Origin of the sequence: Corynebacterium sp. HMSC078A10 (assembly GCF_001811565.1) — a bacterium.
GTDB lineage: Bacteria > Actinomycetota > Actinomycetes > Mycobacteriales > Mycobacteriaceae > Corynebacterium > Corynebacterium hesseae.
On sequence record NZ_KV805221.1, the window covers coordinates 54,091 to 68,622 of the forward strand.

14 protein-coding genes and 1 riboswitch are annotated in these 14,532 nt (G+C 62.4%); of the genes, 7 read left to right on the forward strand and 7 right to left on the reverse strand.

What is annotated here, in order from left to right; translation table 11 throughout:
* Positions 1-418: 418 nt before the first annotated feature.
* From HMPREF2808_RS09845 to HMPREF2808_RS09855, 3 genes are read left to right on the forward strand one after another with little or no spacing between them, the layout of a single operon-like run.
* The gene (locus tag HMPREF2808_RS09845) at positions 419-2,029 is read left to right on the forward strand and encodes a permuted SH3 domain-containing protein (RefSeq protein ID WP_070562567.1); all 1,611 of its coding nucleotides are present in this window, start codon (positions 419-421) and stop codon (positions 2,027-2,029) included.
* Positions 2,026-2,700 carry an ABC transporter ATP-binding protein gene (locus HMPREF2808_RS09850; RefSeq protein ID WP_070562564.1) on the forward strand — a complete coding sequence of 225 codons (675 nt, stop codon included), beginning with the start codon at positions 2,026-2,028 and terminating at the stop codon, positions 2,698-2,700. The genes HMPREF2808_RS09845 and HMPREF2808_RS09850 overlap by 4 nt, the downstream gene beginning before the upstream one ends.
* Positions 2,697-3,992: an ABC transporter permease gene (locus HMPREF2808_RS09855; protein ID WP_070562561.1), complete on the forward strand. Its 1,296-nt coding sequence runs from the start codon at positions 2,697-2,699 to the stop codon at positions 3,990-3,992. The genes HMPREF2808_RS09850 and HMPREF2808_RS09855 overlap by 4 nt, the downstream gene beginning before the upstream one ends.
* Before the next feature lie 163 nt (positions 3,993-4,155).
* Here the strand turns inward: HMPREF2808_RS09855 and HMPREF2808_RS09860 are convergent, their stop codons facing one another.
* Positions 4,156-4,470, reverse strand: coding sequence for a DMT family transporter (locus tag HMPREF2808_RS09860; protein WP_070521062.1), 315 nt, complete (start codon positions 4,468-4,470; stop codon positions 4,156-4,158).
* A gap of 11 nt (positions 4,471-4,481) precedes the next feature.
* Positions 4,482-4,552: riboswitch (guanidine-III (ykkC-III) riboswitch) on the reverse strand.
* 25 nt (positions 4,553-4,577) lie between these two features.
* Here HMPREF2808_RS09860 and HMPREF2808_RS09865 point away from each other — a divergent pair.
* Positions 4,578-5,417, forward strand: a complete 840-nt coding sequence (locus HMPREF2808_RS09865) for an NAD(P)-dependent oxidoreductase (RefSeq protein ID WP_070533936.1) — start codon at positions 4,578-4,580, stop codon at positions 5,415-5,417.
* A 9-nt stretch (positions 5,418-5,426) separates the two neighbouring features.
* Here HMPREF2808_RS09865 and HMPREF2808_RS09870 read toward each other — a convergent pair whose 3' ends face one another.
* On the reverse strand, positions 5,427-6,050 hold the full coding sequence (locus HMPREF2808_RS09870) for a Fic/DOC family protein (protein WP_070533937.1): 624 nt from the start codon (positions 6,048-6,050) through the stop codon (positions 5,427-5,429).
* A gap of 383 nt (positions 6,051-6,433) precedes the next feature.
* Between HMPREF2808_RS09870 and HMPREF2808_RS09875 the strand changes: the two genes are divergently transcribed.
* From HMPREF2808_RS09875 to HMPREF2808_RS09885, 3 genes are all read left to right on the forward strand, one after another.
* On the forward strand, positions 6,434-7,012 hold the full coding sequence (locus tag HMPREF2808_RS09875; RefSeq protein ID WP_070624565.1) for an ABC transporter ATP-binding protein: 579 nt from the start codon (positions 6,434-6,436) through the stop codon (positions 7,010-7,012).
* On the forward strand, positions 7,012-8,028 hold the full coding sequence (locus HMPREF2808_RS09880) for an ABC transporter permease (protein ID WP_070624566.1): 1,017 nt from the start codon (positions 7,012-7,014) through the stop codon (positions 8,026-8,028). The genes HMPREF2808_RS09875 and HMPREF2808_RS09880 overlap by 1 nt, the downstream gene beginning before the upstream one ends.
* Before the next feature lie 84 nt (positions 8,029-8,112).
* The gene (locus HMPREF2808_RS09885) at positions 8,113-9,732 is read left to right on the forward strand and encodes an ATP-binding cassette domain-containing protein (RefSeq protein ID WP_070533941.1); all 1,620 of its coding nucleotides are present in this window, start codon (positions 8,113-8,115) and stop codon (positions 9,730-9,732) included.
* A gap of 139 nt (positions 9,733-9,871) precedes the next feature.
* Here HMPREF2808_RS09885 and HMPREF2808_RS09890 read toward each other — a convergent pair whose 3' ends face one another.
* From HMPREF2808_RS09890 to hemB, 5 genes are read right to left on the reverse strand one after another with little or no spacing between them, the layout of a single operon-like run.
* Positions 9,872-11,254 (reverse strand): protoporphyrinogen oxidase, encoded by a 1,383-nt coding sequence (locus HMPREF2808_RS09890; RefSeq protein ID WP_070624567.1) that lies wholly within the window; start codon positions 11,252-11,254, stop codon positions 9,872-9,874.
* Positions 11,255-12,295, reverse strand: a complete 1,041-nt coding sequence (gene hemE / locus HMPREF2808_RS09895; RefSeq protein ID WP_070624568.1) for a uroporphyrinogen decarboxylase — start codon at positions 12,293-12,295, stop codon at positions 11,255-11,257. It lies immediately after the preceding gene.
* Positions 12,296-12,333: 38 nt separating this feature from the next.
* On the reverse strand, positions 12,334-12,831 hold the full coding sequence (locus tag HMPREF2808_RS09900) for a tellurium resistance protein TerC (RefSeq protein WP_070521085.1): 498 nt from the start codon (positions 12,829-12,831) through the stop codon (positions 12,334-12,336).
* Positions 12,828-13,526 carry a hypothetical protein gene (locus HMPREF2808_RS09905; RefSeq protein WP_070521089.1) on the reverse strand — a complete coding sequence of 233 codons (699 nt, stop codon included), beginning with the start codon at positions 13,524-13,526 and terminating at the stop codon, positions 12,828-12,830. Before HMPREF2808_RS09905 ends, HMPREF2808_RS09900 begins: the two co-directional genes overlap by 4 nt.
* A 10-nt stretch (positions 13,527-13,536) precedes the next feature.
* Positions 13,537-14,514, reverse strand: coding sequence for a porphobilinogen synthase (gene hemB / locus HMPREF2808_RS09910; RefSeq protein WP_070521091.1), 978 nt, complete (start codon positions 14,512-14,514; stop codon positions 13,537-13,539).
* Between the last annotated feature and the right edge of the window lie 18 nt (positions 14,515-14,532).

The following is a 14,532-nucleotide window of genomic DNA, read 5'->3' on the forward strand; positions in this document are numbered from 1 at the left end:
CCCTCCCCGCCCCGGCGCCCGCACCCCGTCCGGCCCCACCGCAGCGGCCCAGGCCCAAGCTGGAACTGCCCGAGCCCCCGCGGGTGCCCACGTCCATCCCCATCCCGCCAGAAGTCCAAGCCGGCCTCGACCACATACCGACGCTTCCCCCGCTGCCGCGCGCGGAGGATATACGCATCGATGTGCCCTTCTAAAAGGCCGATGCCAAGTACGTTTCGATCAAATAGTGGCAGAAAACCGCCCATTTTCGGACCCCTTAGTTGATCGAAACGTCACCAGTCCTCATGGCCCCACACCAACTAAGGGTAGACCCTGATCTACCTCCTATATTCCCCCGCTGTACATGACAGGAAGCATAGCCGAGAGTTAAGCTGAACCCGATTTTCAATGACGGCGTTTACCTGACAGTAAGGGACTCATGAACAAGAAAGCTCTCGGCATCACCGCCGGCGCTATCGCTGCGGTTCTCCTCGCAGGCGGTGGTGGAATGTACGCACTGACCAGCGGCTCCTCCGACATTCAGCTCACCGCTAGCGATGTCACGACAACCGCCAAGGAAGACCTCATCAGTTCCGTCTCCGCCACCGGCACCGTCTCCGCCGAGCGCGAGATTTCTCTGACGAGCTCACTGACCGGACCCATCCAGTCCCTAGACGCGAAGGTGGGTGACCGCGTCGAGGCCCAACAGCTGCTCGGCCGCATGGACACCACCGAAACCGAGCGCGAGCTCGAAGCCCAGCGCACCTCCCAAGAGGCAGGCAAGCTCGAGGCCGTCCACCAGATCGAGGACGCCCAGCTTCAGCTGCGCCAGCTTCAGGATTCCCTCGACCAGGGCCTCAACCCGGAGGTCAATAGCGCCCAGTCCGCCGTGAATTCGGCGCAGACCGAGTACGCCGAGGCGCAGCGCAAGCTCGACGATGCCCTCGCTACCAAGGGCGACCGCCCCGAGGTTGCCGAAGCCCGCGCGGCCGTCGAGCAGGCGCGCTCCGGGGTGCGCGATGCCGAGTCCAAGTCCTTCCAGTCCGCGCTGGCCTCCATCGGCACCGCCACCGAGGACCCTTCCGGCATCACCACCGCCAGCGCTTTCTTAAGCTACCTGGACTCCGATGAAGCTGTGCAAGACTCCGAGCGCCAATTGAAGGAATCCGAGGAATCCTATGGCCGCCTCCTCCGTGGCATCGACCGCGAGCTCGGCGAACAGCAGCGCGCCACCGCCGCTTCCTACCAGGCCGTCTCCGATGCCGAGCGTGCACTGCAGGCCAGCAACCTGGCCATCGAACACCAAATCGCCTCCCAGTCCCAAGCGGTGAACCATGCGGTGGAGACGGCGGCGTCGGCAAGCGCCAGCAACGCCAAGGAGAATGGGCCTCTGGAGTACACGCTCTCCCAGGCCGACCTGCGCTCCCCTCTGGCTGGCGTTGTCACCTCCGTCAGTGGTGAAGCCGGCATGCCCGCCGAAGGCCCCATCCTCACCGTGGCGGATGATTCCTCGCTGTTGGTGAAGTCCACGGTCAAGGAGGGTGACATCGCCCGCATCAAGGTCGGCGATGAAGTCACGTTCACCTCGCCGTCGAGCCCCGGCAAAGAGTACAAAGGCAAGGTCACCTTCATCTCCCCTACGGCCGAACAACCTGAGGTAGAAGCCGGTGCAGGTGGCGGCTCCGGCAAACCATCTGGTTCCACCAAGCCTGAGTTCCCCGTGCACATCCGCGTCGATGGCAACCGCGAGGGCCTGCGCCTTGGTTCCACCACCAAGGTGAAGATCATTACGGAGAAGGACAAGAACGCCATCACCGTGCCGCTCTCCGCCATCTATGAAGAAGACGGCAAGAAGAACGTCCTGGTCGTCGACAACGGCACTATCCAGGCGCGCGAGGTGAAGATCGCCAGCGAATCTGATTTCTCCGCCGCCATCGCCTCCGGCCTCAAGGAAGGCGAGACCGTCATCAGCCAGGCGGATACGCACAAGGACATGGTCGGCATGTCCGCCTCCGTAGAAGGCTCCGATGATGCGGAAGAGAACGCATGAGCCGCCTCATTGAGATGCGGGGAATCGTCAAACGTTTCAACGAGGGTCTCGACAGCGAGCTGACCGTCATCCCGGGCCTCGACTTCAGCGTGGAGGAAGGCGAGTTCGTGGCCGTCGTGGGCCAGTCCGGCTCCGGCAAGTCCACGCTCATGAACATCATCGGCTTGCTCGACCGCCCCACCGCCGGCGAATACCAGCTGGCTGGCGTGGATGCGCTGGCGCTTGGCGACGACAAACTGGCCTCCTTCCGCGGCCAAAAAATCGGATTCATCTTCCAGAACTTCAACTTGATCGGCCGCATGTCCGCGCTGAAGAACGTGGAGATGCCCATGGTCTATGCGGGCGTTTCATCCCACGAGCGCACCCAGCGCGCGGAAAAGCTTTTGGAGATGGTCGGCATGGGTGACCGCATGAACCATCTGCCTAATGAGCTCTCCGGTGGTCAGAAGCAGCGCGTGGCGGTGGCCCGCGCCTTGGCCAACCAGCCGGAGATTCTCCTAGCGGACGAGCCCACCGGCGCACTGGATTCGCAGACCGGCCGCATGGTCATGGACCTCTTCCACGAACTGCACCGCACGCATGGAAAGACCATTTTGTTCATTACCCACAACCCGGAATTGGCTGATGAATGCAGCCGCACCGTCACGATGAAGGACGGGGTGTTGTCATGAATTTTGCTGAATCCACCAAGATGGCGCTGACCAGCCTGCGCACCAACAAGATGCGCTCGGCGCTGACACTCTTGGGCGTCATCATCGGCATCGCCGCGGTCATCGCCATCGTCACGCTCGGCCACTCCTTGCAGTCTTCCGTGCAGAAGGACTTGGATAAGGTCGGCGCGAACAACTTCACCGTTCAGGTCAAGGAGCGCCCTGAGGAGGGCGAAGAGGAAGAAGCCGATGATCCCTTCATGGGCGGTGGCTATGTCGAAGACGAGTCCTCCATGCTCACCCCGGACATGTTGGACCGCGCCAAGGAGGTCTTGGGAGATCAGATCGCCGGCATCAATATCGGCGAATACAGCTCTTATTCCGGCGCCCTCGTGGTCGAGGGCGAATCCGGGGAGGAGACTGCCAACCTCCTCGTCCGCCCGACCAACCCGGACTATGTCTCAGGCTCGTCCTATTCCATCGTGGCCGGGCGCTTCCTCAGCGAGGACGATATCGATTCCAGCCGGGCAGCGACCATGCTGGATAAGGAAACCGCCACCAAGCTTTTCGGCGCTCCTGAAGACGCCATTGGCCAATACGTGAGCTTTGAAAGCCAGGAGGCCTCCCCGATCGAGCTCGCCGTCATCGGTGTTTTTGAGGAACCGCAAACCGGGCCTTTGGTGGGCGGTGGCCCCAGCCAAACCGCCTTCGTTCCCTACCCGCTCGAGGCCGAGTTCTCCGATTCCCCGGGTGCTGGCACCGCCTTCAGCGAGGTCACCGTTCGCGGCAACCCGGACTTGGATAAGGCCGCGGTAGCCAGCAACCTGCAGCGCGTCTTCGATAGCTACTACAAAGACAACCCCGACTACATGGTCAAGGTATCTGACTTCAGCGATGACCTCGCGTCCTTGAACCAGATCTTCACCACGATGAGCCTGGTACTCGCGGCCATCGGCGGCATCTCGCTGCTCGTCGGTGGCATCGGCGTGATGAACATTATGCTCATCACCGTCACGGAGCGCACCCGTGAGATTGGCATCCGCAAAGCGCTTGGCGCACGCCGCCGTGATATCCGCATCCAGTTCATCACGGAGGCCATCGTGGTCTGCCTCATCGGCGGTCTCATCGGCATCGCCATCGGCACCGCAGCCGGCATGGCGGGTGCGGCCGCCATCGGCTCACTCGTAGCGCCGCCGCTGTGGGCGGTCATCCTCTCGCTGCTCTTCTCGCTGGCTATTGGCCTCTTCTTCGGCTACTACCCTGCCGGAAAGGCCGCGAAGCTGGACCCGATTGAGGCGCTGCGCTACGAATAGCAAAGCGTTCAGCCGAACCGGAACAAAAAGATAGCCCCAGCGATGCTGGGGCCAGAGCCTATTTGCCTTGCGGCTTGATATCCAGAAGCCTACTACGCAAGTACATAGGCATCCACTCACCGAACTATCGATTCTCCTTCGTCGTTTCAAACGACGACGCCTCCTAATGCACCACCTTCAGGCCCACGATCCCACCAATGATCATGGCCAGGAACAGCACCTTCCACACGGTTGCCGCCTCGTGCCCGGCGACGAAGGAGTAAATGACGGTGACCACCGCGCCCACACCGGCCCACACCGCGTAGGCCGTGCCCACGGGGATAGACTTCATGGCCCAGCCCAACCCGCCCATCGAAATGGCGCAGGCCACGAAAAAGATCACCGAGGGCCACAGGCGGCTAAAGCCCTCCGACTTATCCAGCGCCGCTGCCCACACAGCCTCAAAGGCGCCGGAGAAAATCAACACAAACCACGACATGGCCAGCCCTTTCTGGCCGTCTTGTCGCGTCACCGGGTACGGCTCCCTCGTCCGGGGCTCGCATAAATCGCGGCGAGCCTGCCCACAATAATGGCACACTGGGCGGCATGAAGATTGCATTCCTAGGTACTGGCCGCATGGGCACTGAGCTCGCCCGACACCTCCTCAAGAACCATGAGCTCACCGTTTGGAACCGCACCGCCGAGCGCGCGCAGCCGCTGGTCGAGTCCGGCGCTACCCTCGCCGATTCGCCCACCGCCGCCGTAGAGGGCGCAGAGGTCATCATTACCTCGCTCTTTGGCCCCGATGACATCCGTGAGCGAGTCATTGACGCCAACCTCATCCCGGAGGGCGTGACCTGGATCGATACCACGACCGTCTCCCCCGATGCCGCCCGCGAATTCGCTGCCGCGGTCGACTCTTATGTCCACGCGCCCGTCGTCGGCTCGCTAGGCCCAGCACGCGAAGGCAAGCTCGGCGTTTACGTGGGCACGCCTGACGACGACCGCCGCGAGCTCGCCATGACCATCGCCGAGCCGTGGGCCGATGAGAACAAGCTCATCGGCGTGGAGTCCGCCGCCACCGCGGCGATTGGCAAGCTCCTGGCCAACCTAGCACTTGCCGTTACCGCGGAGGGCGTGCTGGAAGCACTCCACCTCGGCGAGTCCGAGGGCCTCGATTCCGAGGTCATCCTCGAGATGCTCGACATCACCGGCCTGGCCTTCATGAAGAACATGAAGGGCCCGTTCATCACCGGCGAGCGCAACACCACTCCGGGTGACTTCACCGTGGATGCCCTGTGCAAGGACGCCAAGCTCATGGAGATGACCGCCAACAAGCCGCTGCCTGCAGTGGCCGCCGCCATCGAGCGCTTTGAGGAACAGCAGGCCATGGGCCACGGCGACCAGGACTTCTCCTCCATCTTCGTCTTCCGCAACAAGGGCTAGCCTCGAGAGCTAGGCACTGCGCTTTCCGACGAGCCCGCGCAGCACCTCCTCCAGCTGCGCGTTATCCCCCGTGTCCTGGCTGTGAAAGCGCGCGGCAATAAACTCCGCGCGTACGCGGCTATCACTCGCTAGCCGCTCCACATTAAGTTGGTATCCTGCCGCCGTAACCAGCGCATCAAAGAACACCGTCTGCGTACGGGTATTGCCTTCCCTAAAACTATGCACCACATTGAGCTCGCCCCACAGCTCCGCCAGCTTGGTCACAAACTCATCAATCTCTAGGCCACGCAGAAAATCATCCTTCGCCAGCCCCGCAAACAGCTTCTCTGCTGCCTTCGTCATTTCCGGCCCCGCCGGATAGTAGGCATGCCCAGCCTTAATCATGAACTGGTCTGTAGGGGCAGTCCGCTCTTCACCCGCCCAGTCATACACATCCTGAAAAAGATGTCGATGTATAGCCTTGAAGTGCGCGTAGTCAAAAGCACCTTCCACAGGTGCCGACTCCAACTCGGTTATCCGAAGAAATACAAGCTTTTCTTCCAAGATCCGTAGTTCTTCTGCGTCATCTAACCCCAAGCGATTCTTCAGAACCTTGGTCCCTGGAATGAAATAGCTCTCCCAGCCCCCGCTCATGTTTCTCCCCCGCGCTCTATTTCAGCGAAGCTCGCCGAACACGAGCGATAGCTTCGTCGGCAGATAATGTCCCTGCAGCCACCTCGCGGCCCAGCTGGCGCACGTACTCATCAGTCACATCGTGGCCTGCTAGACGCAACGCAGCATCGCTCAACGCTAACGGATCACGGTCGCTACTACTGCTTTCAATTTGAACAGGCTCCGACATTGCTATCCTCCCGAGTTTTCAACTACATTTTCTCTCATTTTAGCAGCTCATGACACCAATCCCAAGGGTGTTTCCCACCTCGAAAAGAACGTTCGGGGCGTGCATTTTGCTAAACTTCATCAATAAGTTTTAACTATTGTCTAGCCGCCCAATGTAAGGAGCTCGCCGCCCAGCAATGCTTTCCATCGACGCCGATTATGGGCATTCCACGCCCCTTGGACATCTTGAGAAGGACTTCGCCCCAGGCCGCATCTATGGCCTCGCCGGCCCCAACGGTTCAGGTAAATCCACGTTGCTCGCAACGCTCGGCGGTGAGCTTGCGCCTCTCGAAGGCTCAGTGGAGTACGACGGCCATCCCGTCGGCACGAAGGAGCAACCGGGTGCTGTGATCACGGTGGCCGAGCCGGTTTTCCTCCCCGACCTCACCGTGGGCGAGCACCTGGACTTGATAGGAAAGGCGACAGGGGTGGACGTCGCCAAGCTCTGCGAGCTCTGGGCGCTTGAGCCTCTCCTCCCTCACCCCGCCTCGCGCCTGTCCTCAGGCCAGCGCCAGCGCGTGTTCCTGGCCGCACAGCTGTACCAGCCGGCGCGCGCAGTGCTTATCGACGAGCCCGAGCGCCACCTCGACGCCACCTGGACCGAGTTCCTCGCAATCGAATTGCGCTACCTAGCCGACGAGGAGAATCGCTGCATCGTCGTGGCCTCGCATTCCGACACGATCACCCAGGCCTGCGACGAGGTGGTGCAGCTGTGATGCGCACGCTATCCCGGCTAGGTGATGGCATTTGGTATCTCATCCTCGCCGGCATTTTCATCGGCTTCGGCTACACAGGCTGGCAAGAAGTCAGCGCCGTCGTGCCTATCATCCCGGCGCGCATCACGCTGACTGGTGTCGCTCCTATTGCCGGCATCGTGGGACTGCTCGCTCTCATCGTGTTCGCCGAGACTCTTTATCCCCTACGGGCGCTCTCCCGGGAACGTTGGGTGTACGTTGATCGCCCACGCGGCAAACTCCGCGGTACCGACTGGATCACATGGACGCAGCTGATCGGGTTCGGGGTCTTAGGTCTCGGCATCTGCGTGTCCACCGGGCTATCCCCGTGGTTCGCGCTGACAGTCCCGGCCCTGCGTTTCGTCGTGGGGTGGCGCTCGTTCACGCTGGCTTCGCTTCTCAGCGCTGGGCATACGCGCCTGGTCGGTGGATCCGGCCTTGGTCTGCTTGATTCGGAGGTCACCTCTGATGCCATTGCGAGCCAGTCCGCCTGGATTCCTCGTCGCACCCATGCGCCCTCCACGTTGACGGGTCTCTTCTTCCGTCGTCTGGGACGACGGTGGTACATCGGCGTCGGTGCGCTCGCAGCCCTCGGCTTGACGTTGGGGTTCGCCCCACAGCTCGGGGCGCTGGCTATCGTCGGATTCATGTCCGCGTGGAGCATCGTCGGCGCGGCGGTTGGGCGCGCTGCCTCCTTCGGCCGCGTCAGCGACGATGCATGGCCCGACTGGGGCCTTCCCCTTATCGCTTCAGTGGGCACGGCGCTCCTTGGTGCTGGTGTCCTCCTCTTGGTGTGGAAGCTCTCCGCCATCGCAGTGGTGCTCATCATCGCCGGTCTTAGCTGGGCGTCGTTTAAGCGTTCCCGCCCGGCACAGGTAGACAGCATGTCCATGCTGGACAGCGGCGGCTTCGGTGTCTCCTTCTCCCCCGAGGTGCTGCACTACATTGCCCGCGGCGCCCTCGGTCTTGGTGTGGCGGCCCTTGCGCTGGGGTATTAGCCGGGCTAGTCTTTCGGGCATGAAGATTTTTTCCTAATTCGACGTCACACTTTTTACGCGACTTACTCGAAGGTGGATTTCTTCATGCCTATTTCTTTTTCTCATCTCACCGTCACCTGGCCCGACGGCACCCCCTGTTTCACGGAGCTCACCGGCACGTTTTCCTCGCACTTCACGGGCTTGGTCGGTGCGAATGGTTCCGGAAAATCAACGCTAGCCAAGGTACTTGCAGGCCTCATTGCCCCGACTTCGGGAACGGTATCCGCGGGCTCAGTCCTCTATGTCGACCAGGATTTAGGCCTCCATACGTCTAGCACCATCGCCGATGTCTTTGGCGCGACCGAAGTCCTCAACGCCATTGCCCGCATTGAGGCTGGCGAATACTCGGAAGAGCTCGCCGCCACTGTTGGTGAGCAGTGGGACTTAGCAGAACGTATTGAAGCAGCTCTCGACGCTGCGGGTATCCCCTTCCCCTTAGAGCGCACTATCGGAACACTGTCGGGTGGTGAAGCGGTGACCGTGGCACTGACCGCCGCATTCTTCCGCAAGCCGGATTTCCTCATCCTCGACGAGCCCACCAACAACCTGGACTCCTCATCACGCCAGCGCCTGCTCGAGCTCATTCGCACCGCGCCGATGCCGGTTCTCGTCGTCTCACACGACCGCGAGCTCCTCGCGCACGCGGATAGCATTGCGGAGCTCTACCACGGAACACTTCGCGAGTTCGAGGGAAACTACTCCTCCTACCGCGCAGCGATTGATGCCGAGCAGGATTCCGCGCAGGCCAAGGTCCGAGAGACCAAGGCCGAACACCGCAAACAAATCCGCGAGCGCGCCGCCATGCAGACCCGCATTGCGCGCGATGCCCGCCGCGGCAAGAACTTCGCCGCCTCGAAGCGCAAACCCGGCATGGCCATGGGCTTGGACAAGAACCGTTCTGAGCGCTCGGCCGCTGGGCGTTCTCAACAGGCCAACGATGCAGTGGCTGCCGCCCTGTCGGCTCATGACAAGGCACAGCGCGCGCTTCGCGACGACACCCATGTCCACATCGACCTCCCCGGCACTGAGCTGCCCGTGGGCACCCGCGTGCTGGTCAGCGATCTGCTCAGCATTACTGGCCCTGAGCGTGTTCGCCTCGCCGGGCCCAACGGCAGCGGCAAGACCACCTTCCTCAACCGCATCGCCCGCGGCGACGTCGAGTACGCGCTGCCCTGCGGATACATCCGCCAACGCATCGTCCTGCCTGAGGAGAAGTCGGTGCTCGACATCGTGCGGGAGGCCAACCCCAACGCGGACCCGCAGTTCCTGCGCGACCAGCTGGCCCAAATGCTCTTTATCAACGACAAGATCCACCAGCCAGTGGGCCAGCTTTCTGGTGGCGAGCGCTTCCGCGTCGAAATCGCCCGCGTCTTGCTCAGCGACCCAGCCCCGCGCTTTCTGCTTCTCGACGAACCGACAAACAACCTCGATATCCCCACCACCGATTGGCTGATTGAGGTGCTCACGAGCTACCGCGGGGCATTCATCCTGGTCAGCCACGACGAGCACGTGTGCGAGCAGCTCAACCTCACAACGACCGTTTCCATGGATGACTACAACTCGCTCCGTGAAACGGAATACCTTCTGCGTTCCCCTCGCAATGCAGAGCGACTACGTAACTCCATCGACCAGCTGAAGGCATCTGACAAAAGGCATCAGTCATAAGGCGTTTTCACGGCCCAAAACGCCTTTTGCGCATTGCAGATGGCGTTTTTACACCCAAAGATACCTTTTATCAGACGCCTTTTGCGGGACGCCCCTTGTGAGGCGCCCTTTGTGAGGCGCCACAAGGAGGGACAGCGAGCTAGCTGACGAGCGCCTGCGCGGCAGCGCGGGCGCCGGCGATGACGGCGGGCACGCCGACTCCATCGGCCCAAGCGCCGGCGGTGGCGATACCGGGGACGTCGGCAAGCGCGGCACGCACGGCGGCAACGGTAGCCAGGTGCTTTTCGTCATAGCGGGGGATGCCGCCGAACCAGCGCTGCGTGTAGATCTCCTCCACGCCGGCGGCGCGGCCGTCGAAGCCGGTGATCTTCTGCAGGTCATCAAGGGCATAGTCCACCAGGTCATCCTCCTCCGCGCGCACGAGGGCGTCATCGCCGAAGCGGCCGAAGGAGGCGCGCACGAGGAAGCCTTCGCGCTCGTTCAGGTGCGGCCACTTATTGGATGAGAGCGTGAAAGCCTTGGCGCGCACGCCGGGCTCGTCAGAGGCGACGAGAATGCCGGTGGCCTCCGGAAGGGAGTTGCCCTCCGGGTCCGTGGCGGAGGCGAAGTTGAAGCCGACGACTACAGAGGAGGCCAGCTGGACAGAAGACAACTCCTGGGCGGCCTCCGGAGCCACGGCCTTGAGCAGGCGCGCGGTCGTCGGAGCCGGGGTGGCAAAGAGCACGCGGTCGAAGGGGCCGATATCCCCCGGCGCGCCCTTGACCTCAAAGGCATCACCCTTACGCGTCACGCCCGAGACGAAGGTGTCCAGGTGGATCTGCGCGCCGGACTTCTCAGCCAGGGCTTCGTAGAGCTCGGCGTAGCCACCCTTGAAGGTGCCGAAGACGGAGCCTTCGGCCGGGCTGCGGCCGGACTCGATCTGTTTGATTGCCGCCGACAGGGTTACCGGGCCCTCTTTCGCCAGCGAGTCCAGCGTGGCCGCTAGGTGCGGAACCGTGGCGCGGAGGCCCAGGTCATCGGCCGTACAGGAGTACACACCGCCGAGGAGCGCGGAGACCACGTGGTCCACCACGTCATCGCCGTATTGCTGGCGCACGAGCTTGCCCACGGAGACATCCCCGCCGACTTCCCACTCAAAGGGCTGCTCGTTGGTGATGCGCTCATTGGTGGCAGCGGAGAAGAAGTCCTGCGGCGCGGAAGGAATACCCATGACACCGCCCTGTGGCAAGAAGTGCAGCTCGCCGCCGGTATACACGCGGGGGCGCAGCTGACTGTTGGGTTCCACGAAGGAATCCTCCAAGCCCAGCTCCGTGAAGAAGTCCACGGCATCTTGGCGGCGGCGGATGAAGGCCTCCGCGCCCATGTCCGTGGGGCCGCCGTTGAAAGCCACGGTGTGCAGCTTGCCGCCGATGCGATCGGCCGCCTCGAAAACATAAACCTCATGGGAGCCCTCAGTGTTGTGCTTGAGTTCCCACGCGGCGGTGAGTCCCGCCAGTCCAGCACCAATGATCGCGATTTTCATTTAGCCCTCCTCGTGGATGATGGCGACGGCGCGGGTGATGGCGTCGGCGTCGGTAGTCGGCAGAACCCCGTGGCCGAGGTTCCAGATGTGTCCCTTCACGTCGCCACGCTCCCTTGCGCGGGCGACCTCTGCCTTGATGGTGTGCACGCCCTGGCGCACCGCCTCCTCGCCGGCAAAGAGCAAGGCTGGATCAAGGTTGCCCTGCAGGATGTCTGCATCGACGCGTGCCGCGGCGGCATCCATGCTCACGCGGTAGTCCACGCCCATGACCTCCGAACCGGCCTCCGACATCGCGCCGAGCAACTCGCCGGTTCCCACGCCGAAGTGAATGCGCGGCACGCGGCCCTCCGCGGCTTTAAGGATCTGCGTTGAATAGGGCAGAACAAACTCGCGGTAGTCGCGCTCGTTGAGGTAGCCCGCCCAGGAATCAAAAAGCTGCATCGCATCGATGCCCGCTTCCAGCTGAAGCTGGAGGAAAGAGATGATCGTCGGGGTCAGGCGCTCCATGAGCTGGTGCCAGGTGTCCGGCTCGGAATGCATCAAGGCCTTGGTGCGCTCATGATTCTTCGAGGGGCCACCCTCAATGAGGTAGCTGGCCAAAGTGAAAGGCGCACCGACAAAACCGATGAGTGCCTGCTTGTCGGTGAGCTCGTTCAGAATGATCTCGATGCCCTGGCGCACCTCGGGCACGTCGACGTCGAGGATAGGCAGGTTCGCCACGTCCTCCTTGCTGCGCACGGGCGCATCCATGACTGGGCCGCGTCCGGGGACGATTTCCACGCCGACGCCCGCGGCCTTGAGCGGGACGACGATATCGCTGAACAAGATGGCCGCGTCGACGTCGTGGCGGCGCACTGGCTGCAGGGTAATCTCCGCCAGCAGCTCCGGCATGAAGCAGGAATCCAGCATGCTGATTCCCTCACGGACCTTGCGGTACTCCGGCAAAGAACGCCCCGCCTGGCGCATGAACCAGACGGGCGGACGGGACGGGATGCGGCCGGAAGCGGCCTCAATAAGCGGCGCGGCAGACAGACGAGACATACCGTCCATTATGAATCAAAAGTTGGAGTGGGCGCCAATCAGGAATTCTGCGCCCGACGGGCCTTAATGAACGCCGTCGAGTCTGGATGAAAGAGGAAGAAGATTCCCACCATGAGCGCCATCGGAATGAGCAACAAGAGCAGCCCGCCCACGCCGGCAATCAGCGCCGCTATGCTGACGAACATGGCATAGGCGGAAACCGCGGTAATGATGCGGCGCGCCCACACCGAACCGTTTGCTAACTGCGCGGAGCACGCCGCAATGATGACAGCGCTCACCACATGAGAAATGGCAGCAAAGCGCGTATTGAAACGGATATAGCCCACCTGCTCTGGGCTGAGTTCGGGGTTGGTCACCGAGCCATAGGAGCCAAAGAGTCCCACCATTCCGGCGGTCAACATCACAACGGCGGCAACCACAAAGACCCAATAGGAGATGCGCAGCTGGGAAGGCCAGGTGGAAAGATCCTGCTCGCCCTGCTTCTTAGGGCGGCGCGGACGGCGATTATAGTCCGCGGGGCCGGGGCGGTCATTCATCGCTTGCCGTCCTTGTCTCTTTCTTTCTCCTTGTCCTTGTTTTTCTTCTCGCGCTCCTCCAGGTTTTCCTGACGGCGCTGCTCTTCCATCTCCTTGCGCATCTGGCGCATCTGTTCCATCTCGCCGGTGTACTCAAGAACTTCTTCCTTGGAGGAGAAGATCAAGCCCATGACGGCGGCCACGCCGACGAGGATCTGCACGCCGCCATCAAGAACGAACAGCCAGTCCGGAACGCTCGCCCCGGCGGGGCTGCTCATGAAGACGATGAGCACGCGGAAGGCGAAGTAGAGGGAGAAGGCGAACCACAGGCGCCGGCCGGTGCCGGCCGCCGAGGAGTTCTTGTGGATCAAGCCCAGCATGATGCCCAGCAGGACGACGATGGCGAGCGATATCAGCGAGCTGAACGCCACCGAGCCATAGCCCACGAGTTGCACGAGGGCATCGCTGACGTCCTGCCCAGACTTTTCCGCTGCGGACTCCGCGGTGGTGCGGGCCTGGGCAAAGAGCTCGTCCCGGTTCAGAAGGGTCAGCACGATGCTCAGGACTAGGTGCACCACCTCAAGCACCAAGGCAACGGCCCACACCTTGAGCATGAGGGAAACGGCTTCGGTGCGAGTGGCCTTCTCCTTATCCGGCTCCTTGTCCTGCTTCGCCGGCTTCTGCGCCGACGAAGCCGTGTTCGGGCTGAACGTCACGATTCTCCTTTTACTTGAGCAAGCGGGCGGCGTCCGTGGCGAAGTACGTCAGGATCTGGTCCGCGCCCGCGCGCTTGAACGCAGTCAAGGACTCCAGCATAACGGCCTCACCATCGATCCACCCGTTCTGGGCGGCTGCCTGAATCATCGCATACTCGCCGGACACCTGGTACACGGCTACCGGCACGGAGGAGCGCTCCACGGCACCGGCCAACACGTCGAGGTACGGCAAGCCAGGCTTAACCATGACGATGTCCGCGCCTTCCTCGATGTCCAGGTCCACCTCCAGCATGGACTCGCGGAAGTTGCGCGGATCCTGCTGGTAGGTGCGGCGGTCGCCCTCCAGGGAGGAGCCCACCGCATCGCGGAAGGGACCGAAGAAGGCGGAGGCGTACTTGGCGGAATAGGCCATGATGGCAACGTCCTCATGGCCGGCCTCATCGAGGGCCTCGCGGATGGCGGCAATCTGGCCGTCCATCATGCCGGAGGGGCTGACCATGTGCGCACCAGCGCGGGCCTGAGAGCGGGCCATGTCCTGGTAGAGCTCCACGGTTTCATCGTTGAGCACGCGGCCCTTGTCATCGATCACACCGCAGTGACCGTGCGAGGTGAACTCATCGAGGCAGGTATCCGCCATCACGATGAGGTCATCGCCGAACTCTTTGCGCAGCTCGGCAATCGCAACGTTGAGGATGCCCTGCGGGTCCCAAGCCACGGAGCCGGTTGCATCCTTGTCTTCCTCACGCGGCACACCGAAAAGGTCAACGCAGGTCACGCCGGCGTCAAGTGCCTCGTGGGCGGCGCGCTTGAGGGAATCCAAGCTGTGCTGCGCCACTCCCGGCATGGAGGGGATCTCGCGGGCTTCATCCAGACCATCGACGACGAACATCGGGAGGATGAGGTCGGAGGGGCGCAGCGACGTTTCCGCAACCAAGTCCCTAAAAGCCGGGTTCTGACGCAGGCGGCGGGGGCGGCGAGCAATGCTCATGAGTAAAAACTCTCCTTT

What these genes read in the sequence shown, in the direction of transcription:
- HMPREF2808_RS09865 (WP_070533936.1), top strand. Translation starts at nt 4,578, where the DNA reads ATGAAGATTGCATTCCTAGGTACTGGCCGCATGGGCACTGAGCTCGCC.
- HMPREF2808_RS09860 (WP_070521062.1), bottom strand. Translation starts at nt 4,470, where the DNA reads ATGTCGTGGTTTGTGTTGATTTTCTCCGGCGCCTTTGAGGCTGTGTGG.
- HMPREF2808_RS09870 (WP_070533937.1), bottom strand. Translation starts at nt 6,050, where the DNA reads ATGAGCGGGGGCTGGGAGAGCTATTTCATTCCAGGGACCAAGGTTCTG.
- HMPREF2808_RS09890 (WP_070624567.1), bottom strand. Translation starts at nt 11,254, where the DNA reads ATGAAAATCGCGATCATTGGTGCTGGACTGGCGGGACTCACCGCCGCG.
- HMPREF2808_RS09900 (WP_070521085.1), bottom strand. Translation starts at nt 12,831, where the DNA reads ATGAATGACCGCCCCGGCCCCGCGGACTATAATCGCCGTCCGCGCCGC.
- HMPREF2808_RS09850 (WP_070562564.1), top strand. Translation starts at nt 2,026, where the DNA reads ATGAGCCGCCTCATTGAGATGCGGGGAATCGTCAAACGTTTCAACGAG.
- HMPREF2808_RS09885 (WP_070533941.1), top strand. Translation starts at nt 8,113, where the DNA reads ATGCCTATTTCTTTTTCTCATCTCACCGTCACCTGGCCCGACGGCACC.
- HMPREF2808_RS09875 (WP_070624565.1), top strand. Translation starts at nt 6,434, where the DNA reads ATGCTTTCCATCGACGCCGATTATGGGCATTCCACGCCCCTTGGACAT.
- HMPREF2808_RS09855 (WP_070562561.1), top strand. Translation starts at nt 2,697, where the DNA reads ATGAATTTTGCTGAATCCACCAAGATGGCGCTGACCAGCCTGCGCACC.
- hemE (WP_070624568.1), bottom strand. Translation starts at nt 12,295, where the DNA reads ATGTCTCGTCTGTCTGCCGCGCCGCTTATTGAGGCCGCTTCCGGCCGC.
- HMPREF2808_RS09880 (WP_070624566.1), top strand. Translation starts at nt 7,012, where the DNA reads ATGCGCACGCTATCCCGGCTAGGTGATGGCATTTGGTATCTCATCCTC.
- hemB (WP_070521091.1), bottom strand. Translation starts at nt 14,514, where the DNA reads ATGAGCATTGCTCGCCGCCCCCGCCGCCTGCGTCAGAACCCGGCTTTT.
- HMPREF2808_RS09845 (WP_070562567.1), top strand. Translation starts at nt 419, where the DNA reads ATGAACAAGAAAGCTCTCGGCATCACCGCCGGCGCTATCGCTGCGGTT.